The organism is Streptomyces nymphaeiformis (genome assembly GCF_014203895.1).
Taxonomy (GTDB): domain Bacteria; phylum Actinomycetota; class Actinomycetes; order Streptomycetales; family Streptomycetaceae; genus Streptomyces; species Streptomyces nymphaeiformis.
In genome coordinates, this window is the sequence record NZ_JACHJY010000006.1 from 398554 (window position 1) to 422946 (window position 24393).

Sequence of the window (24393 nt, forward strand, 5' to 3'; positions counted from 1 at the left end):
CGTCGTCGCCTCCGCCGGACAGGCCCTAACCCTCCGCGATCACCACCGCCGACGCCACCCCCGCGTCGTGGCTCAGGGAGACGTGCCAGTGGCGGACGCCCAGTTCCGCCGCTCGGGCCGCCACCGTTCCGCGGACGCGGAGCCGCGGCTGGCCGCTGCCCTCGACGTACACCTCCGCGTCGGTCCAGTGGAGGCCGCCCGGCGCTCCGAGGGCCTTCGCGACGGCCTCCTTCGCGGCGAAGCGGACGGCCAGGGACGCGGGCCCGCGCCGTTCGCCGCTCGGGAGGAGGATCTCCCGCTCGACGAAGAGGCGCTGCAGCAGTCCCGGTGTCCGTTCGATGGACGCGGCGAAGCGGTCGATCTCCGCCACGTCGATCCCCACCCCAATGATCATTTCCCACTCACTCCACGGTCACGGATTTGGCCAGGTTGCGCGGCTGGTCGACCTCGTTGCCCCGCGCGGTGGCGAGCTCGCAGGCGAAGACCTGGAGCGGCACGGTGGCGACCAGCGGCTGGAGCAGCGTAGGCGTGGCGGGGATGCGGACGAGGTGGTCGGCGTACGGGACGACGGCGTCGTCGCCCTCCTCGGCGATGACGATGGTCCGCGCCCCGCGGGCCCGGATCTCCTGGATGTTGGAGACGATCTTGTCGTGGAGGACGGAACGACCCCGCGGCGAGGGCACGACCACCACCACCGGCAGGTCCTCCTCGACGAGCGCGATCGGCCCGTGCTTGAGCTCGCCCGCCGCGAAGCCCTCCGCGTGCATGTACGCGAGCTCCTTGAGCTTCAGGGCGCCCTCCAGGGCCACCGGGTAGCCAACGTGACGGCCGAGGAAGAGGACCGTGTCCTTGTCGGCGAGGGACCGGGCGAGCGCCCGCACGGGCTCCATGGTCTCCAGGACGCGCTCGACGTCGTCGCCGATCCGGGCGAGGTCGCGGACGACGGCGTGGATCTCGTCGCCCCACTGGGTGCCGCGCACCTGGCCGAGGTAGAGGGCGAGCAGGTAGCAGGCGACGAGCTGGGTCAGGAAGGCCTTCGTCGAGGCGACGGCGACCTCGGGCCCCGCGTGCGTGTAGAGCACCGCGTCCGACTCGCGCGGGATCGTCGAGCCGTTGGTGTTGCAGACGGCGAGGACCTTCGCGCCCTGCTCCCGCGCGTGCCGGAGCGCCATCAGCGTGTCCATGGTCTCGCCGGACTGGGAGATCGCGATGACCAGGGTGCGCTGGTCGAGGATCGGGTCGCGGTAGCGGAACTCGCTGGCGAGCTCGACCTCGCAGGGGATCCGGGTCCAGTGCTCGATGGCGTACTTGGCGATGAGCCCGGCGTGGAAGGCGGTGCCGCAGGCGACGATGACGACCTTGTCGGCCTCGCGGAGCACGGCGCCGGGGATGCGCACCTCGTCGAGGGTGAGCCGGCCGGCGCCGTCGATCCGCCCGAGGAGGGTGTCGGCGACGGCCTTGGGCTGCTCGGCGATCTCCTTGAGCATGAAGGAGGCGTAGCCGCCCTTCTCGGCGGCGGAGGCGTCCCAGTCGACGTGGTAGGCGCGGACGTCGGCGGGCGCGCCGTCGAAGTCGGTGACGGTGACGCCGTCCCTGGTCAGCTCGACGACCTGGTCCTGGCCGAGCTCGATGGCGGACCGGGTGTGGGCGATGAACGCGGACACGTCGGAGGCGAGGAAGTTCTCGCCCTCCCCCACGCCGACGACCAGCGGCGAGTTCCGGCGGGCGCCGACGACGACGTCGGGCTGGTCGGCGTGGACGGCGACGAGGGTGAAGGCGCCGTCGAGGCGGCGGCAGACGAGCCGCATGGCCTCGGCCAGATCGCCGACGGACGAGAACTCCTCGGCGAGGAGGTGGGCGACGGTCTCGGTGTCGGTCTCGGAGAGCAGCGTGTGGCCGCGCTCGGCGAGTTCCTCCCGGAGGGCGGCGAAGTTCTCGATGATGCCGTTGTGGACGACGGCGACGCGCCCGGCGTTGTCGAGGTGCGGGTGCGCGTTGGCGTCGGTGGGGCCGCCGTGGGTGGCCCAGCGGGTGTGCCCGATGCCGACGGAGCCGCCGGGCAGCGGCCGGTCGACGAGCTCCTTCTCCAGGTTGACGAGCTTGCCCGCCTTCTTGGCGGCGGCGAGCCCGCCGTCCGCGAGCACGGCGACGCCGGCGGAGTCGTACCCCCGGTACTCCAGCCGCTTCAGCCCCGCGACGACCACATCAAGCGCCGACTGCCCGCCGACGTACCCCACGATTCCGCACATGACGGCAGGCTACGCCGGAACCCCTTCCACCGGCCGGAGTCGACGCGGGGCGCGCGTCGGCGGCTCCGCCGGGTCCCACCCCGCCGGGCGGCGGTTCGCGTCACGTGACCGACCCCACGACCCACGGACGTCTCCGACCCCCGACAATGGCGGGGTGATCACTTCGCCGCCACGAAGCTCCGACGGAGACGGCCCCCGCAACGGCGCCGGGACCGGAGAGGGCACCGGACAGGGGAGCCCCCGCAACGGGACGGGGCACCGCCGGCCGTCCGAGGCGACCCCGTACGTCGACCTCACCCGCGCCGAGTGGAGCGCCCTGCGCGACAAGACGCCGCTCCCGCTGACCGCCGACGAGGTCGAGCGGCTCCGCGGCCTCGGGGACGTCATCGACCTCGACGAGGTGCGGGACATCTACCTCCCGCTGTCCCGGCTGCTGAACCTGTACGTGCAGGCCACCAGCGGTCTGCGCGGCGCGCTGAACACCTTCCTCGGCGAGAGCGCCGAGCAGCGCGGCACCCCGTTCGTCATAGGGGTCGCCGGCTCGGTGGCCGTCGGCAAGTCGACGGTCTCCCGACTGCTCCAGGCGCTCCTGGCCCGCTGGCCGGAGCACCCGCGGGTGGAGCTGGTGACGACGGACGCCTTCCTCTACCCGATGGAGGAGCTGAAGGCGCGCGGTCTGATGTCCCGCAAGGGTTTCCCCGAGTCGTACGACCGCCGGGCCCTGACCCGCTTCGTCGCGGACGTCAAGGCGGGCAAGGACGAGGTCTCGGCGCCGGTCTACTCGCACCTGATCTACGACCGGGTGCCCGGCGAGCGGCTCGTCGTGCGCCGCCCGGACATCCTCATCGTGGAGGGTCTCAACGTCCTCCAGCCGGCCCTGCCCGGCAAGGACGGCCGCACCCGCGTCGGTCTCGCCGACTACTTCGACTTCTCGGTGTACGTGGACGCCCGGCCGGAGGACATCGAGCGCTGGTACCTGAACCGCTTCCGGAAGCTGCGCGACACCGCGTTCCAGGACCCGTCCTCGTACTTCCGGCGCTGGACGCAGGTCTCCGAGGACGAGGCCTTCGACTACGCCCGCACGATGTGGCGGACCATCAACAAGGTCAACCTCCTGGAGAACGTGGCCCCGACGCGCGGCCGGGCGACCCTCGTCGTCCGCAAGGGCTCCGACCACAAGGTGCAGCGTCTGAGCCTCCGGAAGCTCTGAGCTCCGTACGCTCTCCCCATGCTGCATCTGAGGCTGATCGTCCCGCCCGACCGCACCACCTCTGCGGTGCGGCTGATCGATTCGACGGTCGGCACCGCCCACGTGGTGGTGCTGTCCGGCGCGGCCCGGAGCCCCTCGGGCGACGTGGTGATGTGCGACGTGGCCCGCGAGGCGGGCGACGAACTGCTGCACGGGCTGCGGGAGCTGAGGATCGACCAGGACGGCTCGATCGCCGTCGAGAACATCGACCTGTCGCTGTCGACGCGGGCGGACGCGGCCGAGCTGGAGGCCCCGGGCGAGCCGGCGGACGCGGTGATCTGGGAGCAGCTGGCGGGGGCGACGCACGAGGAGTCGACGCTCTCGATCACGTACAGCGCGTTCATGATCCTGGCGACGATGATCGCGGCCTGCGGTGTCGTCCTGGACAACGCGATCCTGATCGTGGGCGCGATGGCGGTCGGTCCGGAGTTCGGCCCGCTGGCCGGTGTCTGCACGGCGGTCGTGCAGCGCCGTCCGAAGCTGGCGGCGCGCTCGCTGATGGCGCTGTTCGTCGGCTTCACGGCGGCGATGATCGCGACGACGGTGTTCAGCCTGGGGATGGACGCGCTCGGCCTGTTCAGCAAGGCGCAGCTGGACGCGGACCGTCCCAACACCAGCTTCATCTGGCAGCCGGACCCGTTCTCCTTCGTCGTGGCGCTGCTCGCGGGCATCGCGGGCACCCTGTCCCTGACCTCGGCCAAGTCGGGGGCCCTGGTGGGCGTGGCGATCTCGGTGACGACGGTCCCGGCGGGCGCGAACGCGGCGGTGGCGCTCAGCTACGGCGACCTCAGCCAGATGTGGGGCTCGGTCGCGCAGCTCACGCTCAACCTCTTCGGCATCATGCTGGCCGGGACGCTCACCCTGTACGGGCAGAAGATGCTGTGGCGGACCCAGCGCGGCCGCTGGCGCCGCGCGCCGAAGGTCTGAGAACGGAGGAGGGCCCCCGCCACACGGCGGGGGCCCTCACTTCTGCATGACGGTGCCTCAGAAAGCCTAGCCCAGAGCGGACTTCACGACGTCCGCGAGGCGCTGCGCGACCGCGCGGGCCTGCTCGATGTCGGCGGCCTCGACCATGACGCGGACCAGCGGCTCGGTGCCGGAGGGGCGCAGCAGGACGCGGCCCGTGGAGCCGAGCTCGCGCTCGGCGTCGGTGACGGCCGCGGCGAGCTCGCCGGAGGTGTTCACCCGGGACTTGTCGACGTCCTTGACGTTGATGAGGATCTGCGGCAGCCGCTCCATGACGCCGGCGAGGTCCGCGAGCGACGTGCCGGTGGCGGCGACGCGGGCGGCCAGCATCAGGCCGGTGAGGGTGCCGTCGCCGGTGGTGGCGTGGTCGAGCACGATGACGTGGCCCGACTGCTCGCCGCCGAGGGCGTAGCCGTTCTCCTTCATGGACTCCAGGACGTAGCGGTCGCCGACCGCGGTCTGGACGAGGTTCAGGCCCGCGCCCTCCATGGCGAGCTTGAAGCCCAGGTTGGACATGACGGTCGCGACGACCGTGTCGCCGCGCAGGGTGCCGGCCTCGCGCATGGCGAGGGCGAGCACGGCGAGGATCTGGTCGCCGTCGACCTCGTTGCCGGAGGCGTCCACGGCGAGGCAGCGGTCGGCGTCGCCGTCGTGGGCGATGCCCAGGTCGGCGCCGTGCTCGACGACGGCGGCCTTGAGCAGGTCCAGGTGGGTGGAGCCGCAGCCGTCGTTGATGTTGAGGCCGTCGGGCTCGGCACCGATGGTGACGACCTGCGCGCCGGCGCGGGAGAAGGCCTCGGGCGAGACGCGGGAGGCGGCGCCGTGGGCCTCGTCGAGGACGATCTTCAGGCCGTCGAGGCGGTTCGGGAGGACGGACATGAGGTGCGAGACGTACGTCTCGAAGCCCTCGCCGAAGTCGCGCACACGGCCGACGCCGGCACCGGTCGGGCGCTCCCACGGGGCGCCGGTGCGGTGCTCCTCGTACACGGCCTCGATCTTGTCCTCGAGGTCGTCGGCGAGCTTGTGGCCGCCGCGGGCGAAGAACTTGATGCCGTTGTCGGGCATGGCGTTGTGGCTGGCGGAGAGCATCACGCCGAGGTCGGCGCCGAGGACGCCGGTGAGGTGGGCCACGGCCGGGGTGGGCAGGACGCCGACGCGCAGCACGTCGACGCCGGCGCTGGCGAGGCCCGCGACGACGGCCGCTTCGAGGAACTCTCCGGAGGCGCGCGGGTCCCGCCCGACCACGGCGGTCGGCCGGTGGCCCTCGAAGGTGCCCGCCTCGGCGAGCACGTGCGCGGCCGCGACGGACAGGCCGAGCGCGAGCTCCGCCGTCAGGTCCGCGTTGGCGACGCCGCGTACGCCGTCCGTGCCGAAGAGTCGTCCCACAGCTGTCCTCCGAAAATATGTGCCCAAGGTTTTGAAAGAGGTTATGAAAAAACGTACGCCCCGACGGCACGGGCAGTGCCGCCGGGGCGTACGAAAGCAGCGAGCAGGCGTGATTAGCGCTTGCTGTACTGCGGAGCCTTGCGGGCCTTCTTGAGACCGGCCTTCTTCCGCTCGACCGCACGGTCGTCACGGGAGAGGAAGCCGGCCTTCTTCAGCGCCGGGCGGTTGTTCTCGACGTCCGCCTCGTTCAGCGCACGGGCCACGCCGAGGCGCAGGGCGCCGGCCTGGCCGGAGACACCGCCACCCGCGATGCGGGCGATGACGTCGTAGCGGTTGTCGAGCTCGAGCACCTTGAAGGGCTCGTTGACTTCCTGCTGGTGCACCTTGTTGGGGAAGTAGTCCTCAAGGGTGCGACCGTTGATCTTCCACTTGCCGGTGCCCGGAACGATCCGGACGCGGGCGATGGCGTTCTTGCGACGGCCCAGGCCGGCGGCCGGCTGCGGGTCGCCGAAGCGGGAGGCGAGCGACTCGGAGGTGTACTCACCCTCGACGAGCTCGGTCTCGGTGGTGTACTCCTCGACGCCCTCGAACTCGTCGACGGGGATCTCGGGGGTGGTCTCGGCCACGATGCTCCTCAGATTTCTTTCGTTCTTAGGGGGTGTGGCCGGAATTACTGCGCGACCTGGGTGATCTCGAACGGAACCGGCTGCTGGGCAGCGTGCGGGTGGTTCTCGCCCGCGTAGACCTTCAGCTTCGAGAGCATCTGACGGCCCAGGGAGTTCTTGGGGATCATGCCCTTGATGGCCTTCTCGACGGCCTTCTCGGGGTTCTTGTCGAGCAGCTCGTCGTAACGGACGGAGCGCAGACCACCCGGGAAGCCAGAGTGGCGGTAGGCCATCTTCTGGGTCTTCTTGTTGCCGGACAGGTGAACCTTGTCGGCGTTGATGATGATGACGAAGTCGCCCATGTCCATGTGGGGGGCGTAGACCGGCTTGTGCTTGCCTCGCAGGAGGTTCGCAGCCGTCGTCGCCAGACGACCCAGGACGATGTCCTGCGCGTCGATGATGTGCCACTGGCGAGTGACATCGCCAGGCTTGGGGCTGTACGTACGCACTTCGTAGCCTTCGCTTCTTCAGTGGATGGAGTCCAGACACACCTGAAGCGATCATGCAGCTGGGGCCTGCACTGCCGGGTCACCGCCCGTATGCGAGCCACTGGTAACTGCTCCAGGGAACCTGCGTAAGGGCCCTTCGCACGAGAACGACGAAGCCAATACGCATAACAAACGGCAACAGTACCCGCGCCACCCCCGACGGGTCAAAACGCCGCGAGACCCCAGGTCACCGCACCCGCTCGACCCGCCGCTCGACCTCTCCCCCACGCCGCGCTCGCACGGCTCGGCCCCAAGGGGCCTCCCCGGCGTCGCCCGGCTGCGCCGGACTCCGTCCGTCGGCCGTGGCCCGAGGTCGAGTTCCGCCGACCGCCCCAGGTCACCGCGCCCGCTCGACCCGCCGCTCGTCCCACACGGGCTCGCTGGTCTCCCGTACGACGCCGTCCGACCCGAAGACCAGGAACCGGTCGAAGCTCTTCGCGAACCACCGGTCGTGCGTGACGGCCATCACCGTGCCCTCGTACGACTCCAGGCCCTCCTGGAGCGCCTCCGCGGACTCCAGGTCCAGGTTGTCCGTGGGCTCGTCGAGGAGCAGCGCGGTGGTGCCCGCGAGCTCCAGGAGGAGGATCTGGAAGCGCGCCTGCTGCCCGCCCGACAGCTTGTCGAACGACTGGTCCCCCTGCCGCTCCAGCTCGTACCGCCGCAGCATCGACATCGCCGCACCACGGTCCTTGGCGTGCTCGGTCCACAGGATGTCGACGAGCGGCCGCCCGGCCAGCTCCGGGTGCGCGTGGGTCTGCGCGAAGTGCCCCGGCACGACCCGCGCGCCGAGCTTCCAGTCGCCCGTGTGGGCCACCGAGGGGTCACCGGCGAGCAGCCGCAGGAAGTGCGACTTCCCGGACCCGTTCGAGCCGAGGACGGCGACCCGCTCCCCGTAGAAGATCTCCAGGGAGAACGGCTTCATCAGACCGGTCAGCTCAAGGTTCTCGCAGGTCACGGCCCGCACCCCGGTCCGCCCGCCGCGCAGCCGCATCCGGATGTCCTGCTCGCGCGGCGGCTCCGGCGGCGGACCCGCCTCCTCGAACTTCTTCAGCCGCGTCTGCGCCGCCGCGTACCGGGACGCCATCTCGTGGCTGACCGCGGCCGCCTGCCGCAGGTTGATCACCAGCTTCTTCAGCTGCGCGTGCTTCTCGTCCCAGCGCCGCTTCAGCTCCTCGAAGCGGGCGAACCGCTCCCGCCGCGCCTCGTGGAAGGTGTCGAAGCCGCCGCCGTGCACCCAGACGTCCGATCCGGCCGGGCCGGGCTCGACCGCGATGATCTTCTGCGCGCCCCGGGAGAGCAGCTCCCGGTCGTGGGAGATGAAGAGCACGGTCTTACGGGTCTCCCGCAGCCGCTCCTCGAGCCACCGCTTGCCGGGCACGTCCAGGTAGTTGTCGGGCTCGTCGAGCAGCAGCACCTCGTCGGGGCCGCGCAGCAGCGACTCCAGGACGAGCCGCTTCTGCTCACCGCCGGAGAGCGTCCGCACCTCACGGAACTGCGCCTTGTCGTACGGGACGCCCAGCGCGGCCATCGTGCAGATGTCCCAGAGGGTCTCGGCCTCGTACCCCTGCACCTCGGCCCAGTCGCTGAGGGCCTGCGCGTACTTCATCTGCGCGGCCTCGTCGTCGACGGTCATGATCAGGTGCTCGGCCTCGTCGACGGCCTTCGCGGCCTCCCGGATCCGGGGCTGGGCGACGGAGACCAGCAGGTCGCGGACGGTGGACTCGTCCCGTACGGAGCCGACGAACTGCGGCATCACGCCGAGCCCGCCGCTGACGGTGACGGTGCCGCCGTGCGGCTGGAGCTCCCCCGCGATCATCCGGAGCAGTGTCGTCTTGCCGGCGCCGTTGGCCCCGACGAGGGCGACGACGGCGCCCTCCCCGACCCGGAAGGAGGCGTCCCCGAGCAGGACCCTCCCGTCGGGAAGGTAGTACTCCAGATGTGCGGCCTCGACATGTCCCATGGGATGCATTGTCGCCGCCCGCCGGGGCCTCGCCCAACCGGTTTAGGATGCGCGGCATGAGCTTTGGGGGACCGCAGTGGCCGCAAGAGCCGCAGCAGCAGGGGCAGCAGGGGTACGGACAGCAGCCCGGGTACGGGTACCCGCCGCCGCAAGGGCAGGGACAGGGGCAGGGGCAGCAGCCGGGCTACGGCTACCCGCAGCCCCACCAGCCGCAGCAGCAGCCGAACCCCTTCCCCGGCGCGCAGGGCAGCACTGACACCCCCGACTGGGGCGCCCTTGCCGACGCCTCGGCCTCGCGCGGCCGTCGCAAGCGCCTCCTGCTGATCGCCGGCGGCGTCCTGGCCACAGTGGCCGTGGGCGCGATCGTCGCGACCGCCGTCGTGAGCACGAACAAGAAGAACGACGAGGCCAAGAACCCGGTCCCCACCGGCACGGTCTCCCCCACGGGCACGCCGACCCCCGAGCCGACGTTCTCGTCGGTGGCGCCGCCGCCCCCGCCGAACCCGAAGGACTACATCTCCGACCCGAAGAAGGACAAGGCCCCGCTCAGCGCCGAGGGCCTCTTCCCGGGCAAGAAGATGTCCATGAACGGCCGCGCGTACAAGAAGGGCGCGACCTCCGCCACGACGAACTGCGTGGCCGTCACCCAGGGCGGCCTCGGCAGCGTCCTGAAGCGGAACGGCTGCGAGCGGGTGCTCCGCGCCACCTATGTGAAGGACGGCGTGGCGATCACCGTCGGCGTCGCCGTCTTCCCCTCCGAGGCGGCGGCCCAGAAGGCGAAGGACCAGGCCACCGGTGGCGTCGCGCCCCTGACGGGCGCGGGCGTGGGTGACTTCTGCCACGCCACCGTCTGCCTGCGCCGCTCGAACGCGATCGGCCGGTACGCGTACTTCACCCAGGCCGGCTTCGCCAACGGCAAGAAGGTCACCAAGGCCGACGAGCCCGTCTTCCAGGCCAGCGACGACCTCGGCACCTTCGCCTTCAACCAGATCTACGCCCGGGGCCGCGCCCAGGCCTCAGCAGCAGCCGCCGACTCCGGGGAGTGACCGCTTGTTGCGCGCCTCCCGGCTGCGGGCGGCGAGCAGCTCGTCCGCCGGGTAGCCGACCTCTTCGAGGGTGAGGCCGTGCGGCCGCACGACGTGGACGGCCGAGTCCCGGACTCCGGCGGCGAGCACCTTGCCGGGCCAGTCGACCGGCCGGTGGCCGTCGCCGACGAAGAGCAGGGCGCCGACGAGCGAGCGGACCATGTTGTGGCAGAAGGCGTCCGCCTTGACGGTCGCCTCCAGGACCCCGTCCTCGCGCCGCTCCCAGCGCAGCACCTGGAGCGTGCGGATGGTGGTGGCGCCCTCGCGCTTCTTGCAGTACGCGGCGAAGTCGTGCTCGCCGACGAGCGCGGTGGCGGCCTCGTTCATGGCGTCCATGTCGAGGGCCCAGTCGTGCCAGAGCACGTGCCCGCGGAGCAGCGGGTCGACGCCGCCGGGGTTGTCGGTGACGCGGTAGGCGTAGCGGCGCCAGACGGCGGAGAACCGGGCGTTGAAGCCGGCGGGGGCCTCCTCCACCGACCACACCCGCACGTCGTGGGAGAGCCGCCCGGCGAGCCGCCGCAGCAGCTTGTCCCGGTGCTCGGCCCACACGTCCACGGGCAGGTCGACATGGGCGACCTGGCCGCGCGCGTGCACCCCGGCGTCGGTCCGGCCGGCGACGGTCAGCTCGTACGTCTCCTTGGACCGGGTGACGGTCCGCAGGGCGTCCTCGATCTCCCCCTGCACGGTCCGCTGCCCCTGGGCCTGCTTGGCCCAGCCGGAGAAGTCCTTGCCGTCGTACGAAAGGTCGAGCCGAACCCGTACGAACCCGTCCTGCACGTCATCGCTCACGCGAAGATCCTCTCAAAGACACGGGAACGGGCCCGCACCCCAGGGGGTACGGGCCCGCTCACGAGAAACGTACGAAAAACGCTTACGCGTCCTTCGCCTCGTCCTCGGTCGCCTCGACGGCGGCGGCCTCGTCGGCCTCCTTGACGGCGCGCTTGGTGGCGGCCTCGGCCTCGGCAACGGTCGCCTTCTTGGCGATCTCGCCCTCGACCAGCTCGATCACGGCCATCGGGGCGTTGTCGCCACGACGGTTGCCGATCTTGGTGATGCGGGTGTAGCCACCCGGACGCTCCGAGTAACGCGGGGCGATCTCGGTGAAGAGGGTGTGGACGATGCCCTTGTCGGTGATCGTCTGCAGCACCAGGCGACGGTTGTGGATGTCGCCCTTCTTCGCCTTGGTGATCAGGCGCTCGGCGACCGGACGCAGGCGACGGGCCTTGGCCTCGGTCGTGGTGATGCGGCCGTGCTCGAAGAGCGACTTCGCCAGGTTGGCGAGGAGCAGCTTCTCGTGCGCGGCGGAACCGCCGAGGCGGGCACCCTTCGCGGGACGCGGCATGGTGTTTCTCCTTGTGATCTGCACCGGCCGTATGAGGTACCGATGTCAGTGTCCGAGCGGGCGGTCACCCGTCGGAGACCCCGCGCCCCGTAAGGGGCGCGGGGAACTGCGCGGCCGGCCGAAACCGGCCCGCAGCAAGAACTGAGACTTAGTACTGCTCGGTCTCGACGAAACCGGCGTCCGCGTCGTCGTCGGCGCCGAAGGCGTCGGCGGCGGCGGTCGGGTCGAATCCGGGCGGGCTGTCCTTGAGCGCGAGGCCCATGCCGGCCAGCTTCGCCTTGACCTCGTCGATCGACTTCGCACCGAAGTTGCGGATGTCGAGCAGGTCGGCCTCGGAGCGGGCGACGAGCTCACCCACGGAGTGGATGCCCTCACGCTTGAGGCAGTTGTACGAGCGAACGGTGAGCTCGAGCTCCTCGATCGGCAGCGCCAGGTCGGCGGCGAGGGCGGCGTCCGTCGGGGACGGGCCCATGTCGATGCCCTCGGCGTCGATGTTGAGCTCGCGGGCGAGACCGAACAGCTCGACCAGGGTCTTGCCGGCGGACGCCATGGCGTCACGCGGGCGCATGGCCTGCTTGGTCTCGACGTCGACGATGAGCTTGTCGAAGTCGGTGCGCTGCTCGACTCGGGTCGCCTCGACCTTGTAGGTGACCTTGAGGACCGGCGAGTAGATCGAGTCGACCGGGATGCGGCCGATCTCCTGGCCGACCTGCTTGTTCTGGACGGCGGAGACGTAGCCGCGACCGCGCTCGACGGTCAGCTCCATCTCCAGCTTGCCCTTGGCGTTCAGGGTCGCCAGAACGAGGTCGGGGTTGTGCACCTCGACACCGGCCGGGGGCGCGATGTCGGCGGCGGTGACCAGACCCGGGCCCTGCTTGCGCAGGTACATCACGACCGGCTCGTCGTGCTCCGAGGAGACGACCAGCTGCTTGATGTTGAGGATGAGGTCGGTGACGTCCTCCTTGACACCCGGCACGGTGGTGAACTCGTGCAGGACACCGTCGATGCGGATGCTGGTGACAGCGGCACCCGGGATCGAGGAGAGGAGGGTACGGCGGAGGGAGTTGCCGAGGGTGTAACCGAAGCCCGGCTCCAGCGGCTCGATGACGAACCGGGAGCGGAACTCGTCGACGACCTCTTCGGTCAGCGACGGACGCTGAGCGATAAGCATGTCTGTGATTCCTTCATTCGTGGACGCCCACTATTTGACGTCCTCGGAGTACTGCGTACTGCAAGGGTACGGGCGGCACGTCCCGTGAAGGGTCGCACCGCCCGAAAAGTCCTGCTCAAGCAGCCCGTGCGTCAGACGCGGCGGCGCTTGGGGGGACGGCAGCCGTTGTGCGGCGTGGGGGTGACGTCCTGGATCGAACCGACCTCGAGGCCCGTGGCCTGGAGGGAGCGGATCGCGGTCTCACGGCCGGAGCCGGGACCCTTGACGAAGACGTCGACCTTGCGCATGCCGTGCTCCTGCGCGCGGCGGGCGGCCGACTCGGCGGCCATCTGCGCGGCGAAGGGGGTGGACTTGCGCGAGCCCTTGAAGCCGACGTGGCCGGCGGAGGCCCAGGAGATCACGTTGCCCGAGGGGTCCGTGATCGAGACGATCGTGTTGTTGAACGTGCTCTTGATGTGCGCGTGGCCGTGAGCGACGTTCTTCTTTTCCTTGCGGCGCACCTTCTTGGCAGCGCCCTGACGACCCTTGGGGGGCATCTCTTACTCCTACGGGAGGTGGTCGGTCCTACAGCGAAGACCGCTTGGTCAAGCGTCCGCTGAGGACTACTTCTTGCCCGGCTTCTTCTTACCGGCGATGGCGCGACGCGGGCCCTTGCGGGTACGAGCGTTCGTGCTGGTGCGCTGACCGCGGACGGGCAGGCCACGACGGTGGCGGAGGCCCTGGTAGCAGCCGATCTCGACCTTGCGGCGGATGTCGGCGGCGATCTCGCGGCGGAGGTCACCCTCGGTCTGGAGGTTGGCGTCCACGTACTCGCGGATCTTGACGAGGTCTTCCTCGGCAAGGTCGCGGACACGGATGGACTCGTTCACGCCGGTCGCGGCGAGGATCTCCTCGGACCGGGTGCGCCCGATACCGAAGACGTAGGTGAGTGCGACCACCACACGCTTGTCACGCGGGATGTCAACACCGGAAACGCGTGCCATTCAATGGCTCCTGTGTTCTCGGGGGTCTGCTGCAGAACCGATCCCGGCTGCCGTATGAGGTACAGGTCGGGTCCCCGGCCCCCGCCGGAGGTGCCGTCAACCGTGGGACACGATCGGACGGGCTCTGCGTATGTACGTATTGCTATGCGTCGCGCGAAGAACTGCGAGATGCAGGTCGGTCGGCGTGCGTCAGCCCTGGCGCTGCTTGTGGCGCAGGTTGTCGCAGATGACCATGACCCGGCCGTGACGGCGGATCACCTTGCACTTGTCGCAGATCTTCTTGACGCTCGGCTTGACCTTCATGGGATGTGAGGTTCTCCGGGTCAGTGCCACCACCCGCACGGAGGCGGGTACGGCAAGATCTACTTGTACCGGTAGACGATCCGGCCACGCGTCAGGTCGTACGGAGAGAGCTCCACGACGACCCGGTCGTCCGGGAGGATTCGGATGTAGTGCATCCGCATCTTGCCGGAGATGTGCGCGAGGACCTTGTGACCGTTCTGGAGCTCCACCTTGAACATGGCGTTCGGGAGGGACTCGATCACGGTGCCCTCGATTTCGATGGCACCTTGCTTCTTGGCCACGCTTCGCCTTTCGAATCGGCTACCTTGATCGACTCTCTTCGCCGTGTGCAGGCACACGGGTACACGAGAGCCGACGCATCAGTCTACGTCAGGCCCCAGGAAAAGACGAATCGGGAAGTCTGCCCACCGTAGAAGATCATTACGCAAAGGACGAAACGCCCAGCCTGCGGCCGGGCCCCGGCCCTACGCCAGCGGGTCCGGTGCCGCCGTCACGCCCAGCTCCGCGAGCTTCGCCTTGCCGCCGACCCGATTCCCGACGCAGCCCTCGCGGGCTCGGCGCCGGAGCGCCTCGCAGGCTTCGGTCTGCTGCGCCGGACTCCGTCCGCCGGACGTGGTCCTCGCCCAGCCGCCGGCCGGGCCCCGGCCCTACGCCAGCGGGTCCGGTGCCGCCGTCACGCCCAGCTCCGCGAGCTTCGCCTTGCCGCCGTCGACCGCCGTGAGGACCAGCGGGCCCTCCTCGGTCAGGGCGATGGAGTGCTCCCAGTGGGAGGACCAGGTGCCGTCGGTCGTGATGACCGTCCAGTCGTCCTCCAGGACCTCCGTGCGCGGGGTGCCCAGGGAGACCATCGGCTCGATCGCCAGGCAGAGGCCGGGGACCAGCTTGGGGCCCTTGCCGCGCTTGCGGGAGACGTAGTTCAGCAGGTGCGGGTCCATGTGCATCTCCGTACCGATGCCGTGGCCGCCGTAGTCCTCGATGATGCCGTAGCGGCCGAGGCTGTGGTCGCCCACGGCGGGACGCGGCTGGCGCTTGATGTACGACTCGATCGCCTTCGAGATGTCCACCAGGCGGTTGCCGAGCTTCATCGCCGCGATGCCGGCCCACATCGACCCCTCGGTCACCCGGGAGAGCTCGACCAGCTCCGGGGCGTGACCGGTTCCGACGAAGGCGGTGTACGCGGCGTCACCGTGCCAGCCGTCCACGATCGCGCCGCAGTCGATCGAGATGATGTCGCCGTCCTTGAGGACGGTCTTCTCGTCGGGGATGCCGTGGACGACGACCTCGTTCACCGAGGTGCAGATCGTCGCGGGGAAGCCGCCGTACCCGAGGAAGTTCGACTTCGCCCCGTGGTCGGCGATGACCTTGCGCGCGACCTCGTCGAGGTCCTTCGTCGTCGCACCCGGCACGGCCGCCTCGCGGGTCGCCGCGTGGATGGCGGCGACGACCAGCCCCGCCTCGCGCATCTTCGCGATCTGCTCGGGGGTCTTGATCTGCACCATCGTGGCCGCGGCCTTTCCTTCGAGTACGGGGAACAGAACAACGATACGGCCGCGGCGCCCCCGAGGGGCACCGCGGCCGTATCGAACGAACCGGGGTTACTTCTTGAGCGCGTCCATCGCCTTGGTGGTGACCTCGTCCACCTTGCCGAGCGCCGAGATCGTCGCGACCAGGTTCTGCGCCCGGTAGTAGTCGATGATCGGCTCGGTCTCGGTGTGGTAGACCGCCAGACGCTTGCGGACGGTCTCCTCCGTGTCGTCGTCGCGCTGGTACAGCTCGCCGCCGCAGGCATCGCAGACGCCCTCGGTCTTCGGAGCGTTGTACGTCACGTGGAAGACGTGCGCGGAGTCGTTGCGGCAGATGCGGCGACCCGCGATCCGCTTCACGACCTCGTCCTCGGGGACCTCCAGGTCCAGGACCGCGTCCAGCTCGATGCCGTCGGCCTTCAGGAAGGCGTCCAGCGCCTCGGCCTGGGCCACGTTCCGCGGGAACCCGTCGAGCAGGAAGCCGCCCTCGGCGTCCGCCTGGCGCATGCGGTCCTCGGCCATCCCGATCGTCACGGAGTCCGGCACGAGCTGGCCGGCCTTCATGTACGACTGCGCCTCTACGCCCAGCGGCGTGCCCTGCGAGATGTTGGCACGGAACAGGTCGCCCGTAGAGATGTGCGGGATGCCCAGGTTCTTGGCGAGGTACGCGGCCTGCGTGCCCTTGCCCGCACCGGGCGGTCCGACGAGGACGATTCGCATCAGCGGAGGAACCCTTCGTAATTGCGCTGCTGGAGCTGGCTCTCGATCTGCTTCACGGTCTCCAGCCCCACACCCACGATGATGAGGATGCTCGTCCCACCGAAGGGGAAGTTGGCATTGGCGCCACCGAAGCCTGCCAACGCCATCGTCGGCACAAGAGCGATCAGACCCAAGTACAGCGAGCCCGGCCAAGTGATCCGGTTGAGCACGTAGCTCAGATACTCGGCAGTAGGTCGACCAGCCCGGATACCCGGGATGAAGCCACCATACTTCTTCATGTTGTCCGCGACTTCCTCGGGGTTGAACGAGATCGCCACGTAGAAGAAGGCGAAGAACACGATCAGGAGGAAGTAGGCGGCGATGTAATACGGGTGGTCACCCTTGACGAAGTGGGCTTCGATCCAGGTCTTCCAGCCCGCGGTGCTGTTCGAGAACTGCGCGATCAAGGCCGGGATGTAGAGAAGCGACGACGCGAAGATGACAGGAATCACACCTGCCTGATTCACCTTCAACGGGATGTAAGTGGACGTACCGCCGTACGACCTGCGGCCGATCATCCGCTTCGCGTACTGCACCGGGATGCGTCGCTGGGCCTGCTCGACGAAGACCACGAGGGCCACCATCACGAAGCCGATGAGGATGACGGTGCCGAACTCGATCCAGCCCTTGGCGAGCTTGCCGCTCTGCTTGATGGCCCACAGGGCGCCCGGGAAGCCGGCGGCGATCGAGATGAACATCAGGATCGACATGCCGTTGCCGATGCCGCGGTCGGTGATGAGCTCACCGAGCCACATGACGACGCCGGTGCCCGCGGTCATCGTGATGACCATGGTGGCGATGGTGAAGATCGACTGATCGGGCACGACCTGGTCGGCGACGATGCAGCCGCTGAAGAGCGCACCGCTCTTGGCGGTGGCGACGAGACCGGTGCCCTGGAGGATGGCGAGGGCCACGGTCAGGTACCGGGTGTACTGCGTGATCTTGGCAGTACCGGCCTGACCCTCCTTCTTGAGGGCTTCGAGGCGCGGGATCACGACGGTCAGCAGCTGCAGGATGATGCTCGCCGTGATGTACGGCATGATGCCGAGCGCGAAGATGGTGATCTGCAGCAGCGCCCCGCCACTGAACATGTTGACCAGGCCGAACAGGCTGTTGTTGCCCTCGCTGGCCTGCTTGACACACTGCTGGACGGCCTCGTAGCTGACGCCGGGCACCGGGATGTGGGCCCCGAGGCGGTACAGCACGATGATGGCGAGCGTGAAGAGCAGCTTCTTGCGCAGGTCGGGCGTCTTGAACGCCCGGGCGAACGCGGTGAGCACGGTGCCTCCTGCGACCCCCGCGCACGTGCGTCAGAGGTGACGGTCTTGAGGTAAAGGACAGAGTTGCACGCCACCTTACCGGCGACCATGCCCCCCTAGGAACGACCAACCGGGGATGCCCCTTTTGAGAGGCATCCCCGGTCGGATGTTCAGGCCATCGAGTCGTCTTAGACGAGCTCGGTGACGGTGCCGCCGGCGGCGGCGATCTTCTCCTTGGCGGAGCCGGAGACGGCGTCGACCGTCACCTGCAGCGCCACGGAGACCTCGCCCTGGCCCAGGACCTTGACGAGCTGGTTCTTGCGAACGGCACCCTTGGCGACCAGGTCGGCCACCGTGACCTCGCCACCCTGCGGGTAGAGCGCGGTGAGCTTGTCCAGGTTCACGACCTGGTACTCGGTGCGGAAGGGGTTCTTGAAGCCCTTCAGCTTCGGAAGACGCATGTGGAGGGGCATCTGGCCACCCTCGAAGCGCTCCGGAACCTGGTAGCGGGCCTTCGTACCCTTCGTACCACGACCGGCCGTCTTACCCTTCGAGCCCTCACCGCGACCGACACGGGTCTTCGCGGTCTTGGCGCCCGGGGCGGGACGGAGGTTGTGGGCCTTCAGCGGGTTGTTCTCCGCCATGTCAGTCAACCTCCTCGACCGTCACGAGGTGGCGGACGGTGTGCACCATGCCGCGGAACTCGGGACGGTCCTCCTTGACAACCACGTCACCCAGGCGCTTGAGGCCCAGGGAACGGAGGGTGTCGCGGTGGTTCTGCTTGCTGCCGATGTACGACTTCGTCTGCGTGACCTTGAGGCGAGCCATTACGCACCCGCCCCAGCACGCGCACGGAGCAGAGCCGCGGGAGCGACGTCCTCGAGCGGCAGACCACGGCGAGCCGCGATCTCCTCGGGACGCTGCAGGCCCTTGAGGGCCTCCACGGTCGCGTGCACGATGTTGATCGCGTTGTCGGAGCCGAGCGACTTCGACAGGATGTCGTGAACGCCGGCGCACTCGAGGACGGCGCGCACCGGGCCACCGGCGATAACACCGGTACCGGGGGAAGCCGGCTTGAGCAGGACGACGCCCGCGGCCTTCTCGCCCTGGATCGGGTGAGGGATGGTGCCCTGGATGCGGGGAACCTTGAAGAAGTTCTTCTTGGCTTCCTCGACGCCCTTGGCGATGGCCGCGGGAACTTCCTTGGCCTTGCCGTAACCGACACCTACGGTGCCGTCACCGTCACCCACCACGACGAGCGCGGTGAAGCTGAAGCGACGACCACCCTTGACAACCTTGGCGACGCGGTTGATCGCGACAACGCGCTCAACGTACGCGGTCTTCTCGGCGGCAGCGCCACCGTCGCGGCCCTTCCGGTCCCGCCGCTCGCCGCCACCGGCACCGCTGCCGCGGCGCTGGGGTCCAGCCATTGGATTACCTCTCTCTGTTACGTCCGTTAGTCCCGGAACCGGGGCTTAGAACTTCAGCCCGGCTTCGCGGGCGGCGTCAGCCAGAGCGGCAATGCGCCCGGCGTACCTGTTGCCACCACGGTCGAACACGACAGCCTCGACACCGGCGGCCTTGGCGCGCTCGGCGACCAGGGAACCGACCTGCTTGGCCTGCGCGGACTTGTCACCCTCGCCACCGCGGATCGACGCGTCCAGGGTCGACGCCGACGCCAGGGTGTGACCCTTGATGTCGTCGATGACCTGGGCGGTGATACCGCGGTTGGAACGCGTCACGACGAGGCGCGGACGCTCCGCCGTACCCGACACGTTCTTGCGGATGCGGATGTGGCGGCGCTTCTTGGCAGCGCCCTTGTAGGCGTCGCCCTTGGCGATCTTCACACCGTATGCCATGGCTTACTTACCAGCCTTTCCGACCTTGCGGCGGATGACCTCGCCCGCGTACTTCACGCCCTTGGCCTTGTAGGGGTCGGGCTTGCGAAGCTTGCGGATGTTGGCGGCGACCTCGCCGACCTTCTGCTTGTCGATGCCCTCGACCGAGAACTTGGTCGGCGACTCGACCTTGAACGAGATGCCCTCGGGCGCCTCGATCAGGATCGGGTGGCTGTAGCCGAGCTGGAACTCCAGAGCGGAGCCCTTCGCGGCCACGCGGTAACCGACACCGCTGATCTCGAGCGCCTTGACGTAACCCTGGGTCACACCGGTGATCATGTTGGCCACCAGCGTGCGGGACAGGCCGTGCAGGGCCTTGTTCTGACGCTCGTCGTTCGGACGGTTGACGTTGAGCACGCCATCCTCGCCCTTAACGATCTCGATCGGCGCGGCGACGGTGTGGGTCAGGGTGCCCTTGGAACCCTTGACCGTGACCGTGCGGCCATCGATGGTGACGTCCACGCCGGCGGGAACCTGGATAGGCAGCTTGCCAATACGCGACATTAGCTATTCCTCCGTTCCCGACTACCAGACGTAGGCGAGGACTTCCCCACCTACGCCCTTCTTGCCTGCCTGCTGGCCGGTCAGGAGACCGTGGGACGTGGAGATGATCGCCACGCCCAGGCCGCCGAGGACCTTCGGCAGGTTGGTGGACTTCGCGTAAACCCGGAGACCGGGCTTCGAGATCCGCTTGATGCCCGCGATGGAGCGCTCACGGTTCGGACCGAACTTGAGCTCGAGGACGAGGTTCTTGCCGACCTCGGCGTCCTCGACCTTCCAGCCCGTGATGAAGCCCTCCTGCTGGAGGATTTCCGCGATGTGAGACTTGATCTTGCTGTGCGGCATCGTCACGGAGTCGTGGTATGCCGAGTTCGCGTTACGCAGACGAGTCAGCATGTCCGCGATCGGATCAGTCATGGTCATGAATTGGCCTTCGGCCTCTCTCGCCGGGGTTTCCTGTATGCGCCATCCCTCTCCCCACACAGGGGCGGGACGGGTGCGGCGCGGGGACCTACGGCGTAGTAAGTCGTACGGGCGGCGGACGCCCAACCCCACAAGCCTAAGGCATGCGAGGGTGGGCCTCCGCCGACCCAATGCTTACCGAGAGACTCCGGTCATCCCAACTAAGGGACTACCAGGAGCTCTTGGTCACGCCCGGCAGCTCGCCACGGTGAGCCATCTCACGGAGGCACACGCGGCACAGGCCGAACTTGCGGTACACGGAGTGGGGACGACCACAGCGCTGGCAGCGCGTGTAGCCACGCACGCCGAACTTGGGCTTACGGGCAGCCTTCGCGATGAGAGCCTTCTTCGCCATCTCGCTTACGCCTCCTTGAACGGGAAGCCGAGGTGACGCAGAAGGGCACGGCCCTCGTCGTCGTTGGTCGCCGTGGTCACCACGGTGATGTCCATACCCCGGACACGGTCGATCTTGTCCTGGTCGATCTCGTGGAACATGACCTGCTCCGTGAGACCGAAGGTGTAGTTGCCACGGCCGTCGAACTGCTTGGGGGACAGGCCGCGGAAGTCGCGGATGCGCGGGAGCGCGAGCGACAGGGTGCGGTCCAGGAACTCCCACATGCGGTCGCCACGGAGGGTGACGTGCGCACCGATCGGCTGGCCCTCACGCAGCTTGAACTGCGCGATGGACTTGCGGGCCTTGGTGATGGCCGGCTTCTGACCGGTGATGGTGGTCAGGTCACGGACGGCACCGTCCATGAGCTTCGAGTCACGGGCGGCGTCGCCGACACCCATGTTGACCACGATCTTCACGAGGCCGGGGATCTGCATGACGTTCTCGTACTCGAACTCGTCACGCAGCTTGCCCGCGATCTCCTCGCGGTACTTCGTCTTGAGACGCGGAGTGGTGGTAGCCATCAGATGTCCTCACCCGTCCGCTTGGCAACGCGGATCTTGTTGCCCTCGTCGTCGAAGCGGTAACCGACACGCGTGACGACCTTCTTGCCGTCCTTCTCCACGACCAGCTGGACGTTGGAGACGTGGACCGGAGCCTCGGTCGTCACGATGCCGCCGGCCTGCGAGGGACCGGCCTTGGTGTGCTTCTTGACCCGGTTGACACCCTCGACCAGGACGCGGTTCTCGCTCGGGAAGGCCGTGATGACCTTGCCCTGCTTGCCCTTGTCCTTACCGGTGATGACCTGGACCAGGTCGCCCTTCTTGATCTTCATGCTTACAGCACCTCCGGCGCGAGCGAGATGATCTTCATGAACTTCTTCTCGCGCAGCTCACGGCCGACCGGGCCGAAGATACGGGTGCCACGAGGGTCGCCGTCGTTCTTGAGAATGACAGCGGCGTTCTCGTCGAAGCGGATGTACGAGCCGTCCTGGCGGCGGCGCTCCTTGACGGTGCGAACGATGACCGCCTTGACGACGTCACCCTTCTTCACGTTGCCACCGGGGATCGCGTCCTTGACGGTGGCGACGATGACGTCACCGATGCCCGCGTAGCGGCGACCCGAGCCACCGAGAACACGGATGCAAAGGATCTCCTTGGCACCAGTGTTGTCGGCGACACGCAGTCGCGACTCCTGCTGGATCACGTCTATCTCCTGATTTGTCTGCCGGTTCCCGGCCGGGGCTTCACGAGGAAGCCCCGGCCGAGCCTGGCGGAACTGACCTGAGGGATACCCCTCAGGTAATTACTTGGCCTTCTCGAGGATCTCGACGACGCGCCAGTGCTTCGTGGCGGACAGCTTCCGGGTCTCCATCAGGAGGACGCGGTCGCCGATGCCGGCAGCGTTCTGCTCGTCGTGAGCCTTGAGCTTGTTCGTACGGCGGATGACCTTGCCGTACAGCGCGTGCTTGACGCGGTCCTCGACAGCGACGACGACGGTCTTGTCCATCTTGTCGCTGACGACCAGGCCCTCGCGGACCTTGCGAGCGTTGCGCTCGGTCTTCTCAGTCACGTTGCTCTCGCTCATCAGGCGTTCTCCACCGTCTCGATGCCCAGCTCACGCTCACGCATCAGGGTGTAGATCCGGGCGATGTCCTTACGGACGGACTTGAGCCGACCGTGGTTCTCGAGCTGACCCGTCGCCGCCTGGAAGCGGAGGTTGAACAGCTCTTCCTTGGCCTCGCGGAGCTTGTTGAGAAGCTCCTCGTTGCCCAGCTCGCGCAGCTCGGACGCCTTGGTACCGGCCGACATCACAGCTCACCTGCTTCGCGCTTCACGATCTTGCACTTCATCGGCAGCTTGTGGGCCGCACGGGTCAGGGCCTCGCGCGCGATCTTCTCGTTCGGGTAGGACAGTTCGAACATCACCCGACCCGGCTTGACGTTCGCGATCCACCACTCCGGAGAACCCTTACCGGAACCCATGCGGGTCTCGGCGGGCTTCTTCGTCAGCGGGCGGTCCGGGTAGATGTTGATCCAGACCTTGCCGCCACGCTTGATGTGGCGGGTCATCGCGATACGAGCCGCCTCGATCTGGCGGTTGGTCACGTACGCCGGCGTGAGGGCCTGAATGCCGTACTCGCCGAACGCAACCTGCGTACCACCCTTGCTGGCGCCGGAGCGCTTCGGGTGGTGCTGCTTGCGGTGCTTGACCCTACGGGGGATCAGCATGTCGGTCAGGCCTCCGTTCCGGTGCTCTCAGCCGGAGCAGCGGCGGCAGCCTCGGCCTTGGGGGCCTCGGCGGCCGGAGCCGACTGCTGCGGCTTGCGGCCGCGGCCGCCACGCTCGCCACCGCGGCCACCACGGCCGGCCGGGCGGTCGCCAGCGCCGGCGCCACGGGCCGGGCGGTTACCCGCACGGGCAGCGGCGTTCTCGGCGCGGACCTCGGCGATGTTCTTGACGTCGCCCTTGTAGATCCAGACCTTCACGCCGATGCGGCCGAAGGTGGTCTTGGCCTCGAAGAAGCCGTAGTCGACGTTCGCGCGGAGCGTGTGCAGGGGCACACGGCCCTCGCGGTAGAACTCCGAGCGGGACATCTCGGCGCCGCCGAGACGACCGCCGCACTGGATCTTGATGCCCTTGGCGCCGGCCTTCATCGTGCCCTGCATGCTCTTACGCATGGCGCGACGGAAGGAGACGCGGGAGGAGAGCTGCTCGGCAACGGCCTGGGCGACCAGCTGGGCGTCCATCTCGGGGTTCTTGACCTCGAGGATGTTCAGCTGGACCTGCTTGCCCGTGAGCTTCTCGAGGTCGCCGCGGATGCGGTCGGCCTCGGCGCCACGGCGGCCGATGACGATGCCGGGACGCGCGGTGTGGATGTCCACCCGCACGCGGTCACGGGTGCGCTCGATCTCAACCTTCGAGATGCCGGCGCGCTCCATGCCGGACGTCATCATCCGACGGATGGCGACGTCTTCCTTGACGTAGTCCTTGTACAGCTTGTCGGCGTACCAGCGGGACTTGAAGTCCGTGGTGATGCCGAGCCGGAACCCATGCGGGTTAACCTTCTGGCCCATTACCGGGTTCCTTCCTTGCTGCTGACGACCACGGTGATGTGGCTGGTCCGCTTACGGATCCGGTAGGCACGGCCCTGGGCACGCGGACGGAACCGCTTCAGGGTCGGGCCCTCATCCACGAACGCCTCGCTGATGAACAGCGACGAGGCGTCGGTGTGGTCGTAGTTGTGCGCGGCGTTGGCGATGGCGCTGTCAAGCACCTTGCCAACCGGCACGCTCGCGGCCTGCGGGGCGAAACGCAGGACCGCCTGAGCCTCCGTGGCGTCCATGCCACGGATAAGGTCCACCACGCGGCGGGCCTTCATGGGCGTGACGCGGATGTACCGCGCCTGGGCCCTGGCTTCCATGGTTGTCCTTCCAGTGTCTGTCATGGTCATTCCACCCCGCTACTAGCGGCGCTTCGACTTCCGGTCGTCCTTCACGTGACCCCGGAAGGTGCGCGTCGGCGAGAACTCGCCGAGCTTGTGGCCGACCATCGACTCGGTGACAAACACCGGAATGTGGGTCTTGCCGTTGTGCACCGCGATCGTGTGGCCGAGCATGGCCGGGATGATCATCGAGCGACGGGACCAGGTCTTGATGACGTTCTTGGTACCGGCTTCGTTCTGGGCGTCCACCTTCTTGACGAGGTGGCCGTCGACGAAGGGTCCCTTCTTGAGACTGCGCGGCATCTAAACC

Annotated in this window: 35 protein-coding genes; 3 read left to right on the forward strand and 32 right to left on the reverse strand. The window is 68.4% G+C overall.

Features of this window, described 5'->3' with window-relative positions; all coding sequences use genetic code 11:
- Positions 1-25 precede the first annotated feature (25 nt).
- A complete protein-coding gene (locus GGE06_RS22390; protein WP_116159327.1) occupies positions 26-394 on the reverse strand; it encodes a holo-ACP synthase in 369 nt (122 codons plus the stop codon).
- A gap of 7 nt (positions 395-401) precedes the next feature.
- Positions 402-2249 carry a glutamine--fructose-6-phosphate transaminase (isomerizing) gene (glmS, locus tag GGE06_RS22395; RefSeq protein ID WP_184931546.1) on the reverse strand — a complete coding sequence of 616 codons (1848 nt, stop codon included), beginning with the start codon at positions 2247-2249 and terminating at the stop codon, positions 402-404.
- A gap of 154 nt (positions 2250-2403) precedes the next feature.
- On the opposite strand from glmS, the gene coaA reads away from it, so the two are divergent.
- Together coaA and GGE06_RS22405 are read left to right on the forward strand one after the other, a co-directional pair.
- The gene (gene coaA, locus GGE06_RS22400; protein WP_116159329.1) at positions 2404-3459 is read left to right on the forward strand and encodes a type I pantothenate kinase; all 1056 of its coding nucleotides are present in this window, start codon (positions 2404-2406) and stop codon (positions 3457-3459) included.
- Positions 3460-3477: 18 nt separating this feature from the next.
- A complete protein-coding gene (locus tag GGE06_RS22405) occupies positions 3478-4425 on the forward strand; it encodes a DUF389 domain-containing protein (protein ID WP_184931547.1) in 948 nt (315 codons plus the stop codon).
- Positions 4426-4491: 66 nt separating this feature from the next.
- Here GGE06_RS22405 and glmM read toward each other — a convergent pair whose 3' ends face one another.
- The 4 genes from glmM to GGE06_RS22425 all read right to left on the reverse strand — a co-directional run bounded on the left by glmM (position 4492) and on the right by GGE06_RS22425 (position 8963).
- Positions 4492-5850, reverse strand: a complete 1359-nt coding sequence (glmM, locus tag GGE06_RS22410; protein ID WP_184931548.1) for a phosphoglucosamine mutase — start codon at positions 5848-5850, stop codon at positions 4492-4494.
- Between the two features lie 113 nt (positions 5851-5963).
- Positions 5964-6476 carry a 30S ribosomal protein S9 gene (rpsI, locus tag GGE06_RS22415; RefSeq protein WP_116159332.1) on the reverse strand — a complete coding sequence of 171 codons (513 nt, stop codon included), beginning with the start codon at positions 6474-6476 and terminating at the stop codon, positions 5964-5966.
- A gap of 44 nt (positions 6477-6520) precedes the next feature.
- Positions 6521-6964, reverse strand: coding sequence for a 50S ribosomal protein L13 (rplM, locus tag GGE06_RS22420; RefSeq protein WP_041130788.1), 444 nt, complete (start codon positions 6962-6964; stop codon positions 6521-6523).
- A 376-nt stretch (positions 6965-7340) separates the two neighbouring features.
- Positions 7341-8963, reverse strand: a complete 1623-nt coding sequence (locus GGE06_RS22425) for an ABC-F family ATP-binding cassette domain-containing protein (protein WP_181924545.1) — start codon at positions 8961-8963, stop codon at positions 7341-7343.
- Between the two features lie 56 nt (positions 8964-9019).
- Here GGE06_RS22425 and GGE06_RS22430 point away from each other — a divergent pair, with 56 nt between their 5' ends.
- Positions 9020-10009 carry a hypothetical protein gene (locus GGE06_RS22430; RefSeq protein ID WP_116159334.1) on the forward strand — a complete coding sequence of 330 codons (990 nt, stop codon included), beginning with the start codon at positions 9020-9022 and terminating at the stop codon, positions 10007-10009.
- Here the strand turns inward: GGE06_RS22430 and truA are convergent.
- From truA to rpsS, 26 genes are all read right to left on the reverse strand, one after another.
- Positions 9980-10837, reverse strand: coding sequence for a tRNA pseudouridine(38-40) synthase TruA (gene truA, locus GGE06_RS22435; protein ID WP_116159335.1), 858 nt, complete (start codon positions 10835-10837; stop codon positions 9980-9982). The two genes, GGE06_RS22430 and truA, sit on opposite strands and share 30 nt — an antisense overlap.
- 82 nt (positions 10838-10919) lie before the next feature.
- Positions 10920-11390 (reverse strand): 50S ribosomal protein L17, encoded by a 471-nt coding sequence (gene rplQ / locus GGE06_RS22440; protein ID WP_031012120.1) that lies wholly within the window; start codon positions 11388-11390, stop codon positions 10920-10922.
- A 148-nt stretch (positions 11391-11538) separates the two neighbouring features.
- Entirely contained in the window at positions 11539-12561 is a 1023-nt protein-coding gene (locus tag GGE06_RS22445; protein ID WP_004946635.1) for a DNA-directed RNA polymerase subunit alpha, read from the reverse strand.
- A gap of 131 nt (positions 12562-12692) precedes the next feature.
- On the reverse strand, positions 12693-13097 hold the full coding sequence (rpsK, locus tag GGE06_RS22450) for a 30S ribosomal protein S11 (protein WP_003956432.1): 405 nt from the start codon (positions 13095-13097) through the stop codon (positions 12693-12695).
- A 66-nt stretch (positions 13098-13163) separates the two neighbouring features.
- Positions 13164-13544 carry a 30S ribosomal protein S13 gene (gene rpsM, locus GGE06_RS22455; protein WP_116159336.1) on the reverse strand — a complete coding sequence of 127 codons (381 nt, stop codon included), beginning with the start codon at positions 13542-13544 and terminating at the stop codon, positions 13164-13166.
- 189 nt (positions 13545-13733) lie between these two features.
- Positions 13734-13847: a 50S ribosomal protein L36 gene (rpmJ, locus tag GGE06_RS22460; protein ID WP_003956441.1), complete on the reverse strand. Its 114-nt coding sequence runs from the start codon at positions 13845-13847 to the stop codon at positions 13734-13736.
- 59 nt (positions 13848-13906) lie between these two features.
- Positions 13907-14128, reverse strand: a complete 222-nt coding sequence (infA, locus tag GGE06_RS22465) for a translation initiation factor IF-1 (protein WP_003956442.1) — start codon at positions 14126-14128, stop codon at positions 13907-13909.
- 366 nt (positions 14129-14494) lie between these two features.
- Positions 14495-15346 (reverse strand): type I methionyl aminopeptidase, encoded by an 852-nt coding sequence (gene map / locus GGE06_RS22470; RefSeq protein WP_184931549.1) that lies wholly within the window; start codon positions 15344-15346, stop codon positions 14495-14497.
- Between the two features lie 96 nt (positions 15347-15442).
- Entirely contained in the window at positions 15443-16090 is a 648-nt protein-coding gene (locus GGE06_RS22475) for an adenylate kinase (RefSeq protein WP_116159338.1), read from the reverse strand.
- On the reverse strand, positions 16090-17409 hold the full coding sequence (secY, locus tag GGE06_RS22480; RefSeq protein WP_116159339.1) for a preprotein translocase subunit SecY: 1320 nt from the start codon (positions 17407-17409) through the stop codon (positions 16090-16092). The genes GGE06_RS22475 and secY overlap by 1 nt, the downstream gene beginning before the upstream one ends.
- A 167-nt stretch (positions 17410-17576) precedes the next feature.
- Positions 17577-18032, reverse strand: coding sequence for a 50S ribosomal protein L15 (gene rplO / locus GGE06_RS22485; RefSeq protein ID WP_116159340.1), 456 nt, complete (start codon positions 18030-18032; stop codon positions 17577-17579).
- A gap of 1 nt (position 18033) precedes the next feature.
- Positions 18034-18216: a 50S ribosomal protein L30 gene (gene rpmD, locus GGE06_RS22490; RefSeq protein ID WP_041130781.1), complete on the reverse strand. Its 183-nt coding sequence runs from the start codon at positions 18214-18216 to the stop codon at positions 18034-18036.
- A complete protein-coding gene (rpsE, locus tag GGE06_RS22495) occupies positions 18216-18818 on the reverse strand; it encodes a 30S ribosomal protein S5 (protein WP_015035588.1) in 603 nt (200 codons plus the stop codon). Before rpsE ends, rpmD begins: the two co-directional genes overlap by 1 nt.
- A 45-nt stretch (positions 18819-18863) precedes the next feature.
- The gene (gene rplR / locus GGE06_RS22500) at positions 18864-19247 is read right to left on the reverse strand and encodes a 50S ribosomal protein L18 (protein ID WP_116159341.1); all 384 of its coding nucleotides are present in this window, start codon (positions 19245-19247) and stop codon (positions 18864-18866) included.
- Positions 19248-19250: 3 nt separating this feature from the next.
- On the reverse strand, positions 19251-19790 hold the full coding sequence (gene rplF, locus GGE06_RS22505) for a 50S ribosomal protein L6 (RefSeq protein WP_116159342.1): 540 nt from the start codon (positions 19788-19790) through the stop codon (positions 19251-19253).
- A gap of 21 nt (positions 19791-19811) precedes the next feature.
- Positions 19812-20210: a 30S ribosomal protein S8 gene (rpsH, locus tag GGE06_RS22510; protein WP_015035585.1), complete on the reverse strand. Its 399-nt coding sequence runs from the start codon at positions 20208-20210 to the stop codon at positions 19812-19814.
- A 208-nt stretch (positions 20211-20418) separates the two neighbouring features.
- A complete protein-coding gene (locus GGE06_RS22515) occupies positions 20419-20604 on the reverse strand; it encodes a type Z 30S ribosomal protein S14 (protein WP_003948630.1) in 186 nt (61 codons plus the stop codon).
- Between the two features lie 5 nt (positions 20605-20609).
- Positions 20610-21167: a 50S ribosomal protein L5 gene (gene rplE, locus GGE06_RS22520; protein ID WP_116159343.1), complete on the reverse strand. Its 558-nt coding sequence runs from the start codon at positions 21165-21167 to the stop codon at positions 20610-20612.
- Positions 21164-21475 carry a 50S ribosomal protein L24 gene (rplX, locus tag GGE06_RS22525; RefSeq protein ID WP_017239581.1) on the reverse strand — a complete coding sequence of 104 codons (312 nt, stop codon included), beginning with the start codon at positions 21473-21475 and terminating at the stop codon, positions 21164-21166. Before rplX ends, rplE begins: the two co-directional genes overlap by 4 nt.
- A 2-nt stretch (positions 21476-21477) precedes the next feature.
- Complete coding sequence (rplN, locus tag GGE06_RS22530) at positions 21478-21846, reverse strand: 50S ribosomal protein L14 (protein ID WP_003956455.1); 369 nt, start codon at positions 21844-21846, stop codon at positions 21478-21480.
- Positions 21847-21945: 99 nt separating this feature from the next.
- Positions 21946-22227, reverse strand: a complete 282-nt coding sequence (gene rpsQ, locus GGE06_RS22535; RefSeq protein WP_030208995.1) for a 30S ribosomal protein S17 — start codon at positions 22225-22227, stop codon at positions 21946-21948.
- Positions 22227-22451 carry a 50S ribosomal protein L29 gene (gene rpmC, locus GGE06_RS22540; RefSeq protein WP_017239580.1) on the reverse strand — a complete coding sequence of 75 codons (225 nt, stop codon included), beginning with the start codon at positions 22449-22451 and terminating at the stop codon, positions 22227-22229. Before rpmC ends, rpsQ begins: the two co-directional genes overlap by 1 nt.
- Positions 22451-22870, reverse strand: coding sequence for a 50S ribosomal protein L16 (rplP, locus tag GGE06_RS22545; protein ID WP_017239579.1), 420 nt, complete (start codon positions 22868-22870; stop codon positions 22451-22453). The genes rpmC and rplP overlap by 1 nt, the downstream gene beginning before the upstream one ends.
- Before the next feature lie 5 nt (positions 22871-22875).
- A complete protein-coding gene (rpsC, locus tag GGE06_RS22550) occupies positions 22876-23715 on the reverse strand; it encodes a 30S ribosomal protein S3 (RefSeq protein ID WP_015035579.1) in 840 nt (279 codons plus the stop codon).
- A complete protein-coding gene (gene rplV, locus GGE06_RS22555; RefSeq protein WP_030359020.1) occupies positions 23715-24062 on the reverse strand; it encodes a 50S ribosomal protein L22 in 348 nt (115 codons plus the stop codon). Before rplV ends, rpsC begins: the two co-directional genes overlap by 1 nt.
- 42 nt (positions 24063-24104) lie before the next feature.
- The gene (gene rpsS, locus GGE06_RS22560; protein ID WP_015035577.1) at positions 24105-24386 is read right to left on the reverse strand and encodes a 30S ribosomal protein S19; all 282 of its coding nucleotides are present in this window, start codon (positions 24384-24386) and stop codon (positions 24105-24107) included.
- Positions 24387-24393: the final 7 nt, after the last annotated feature.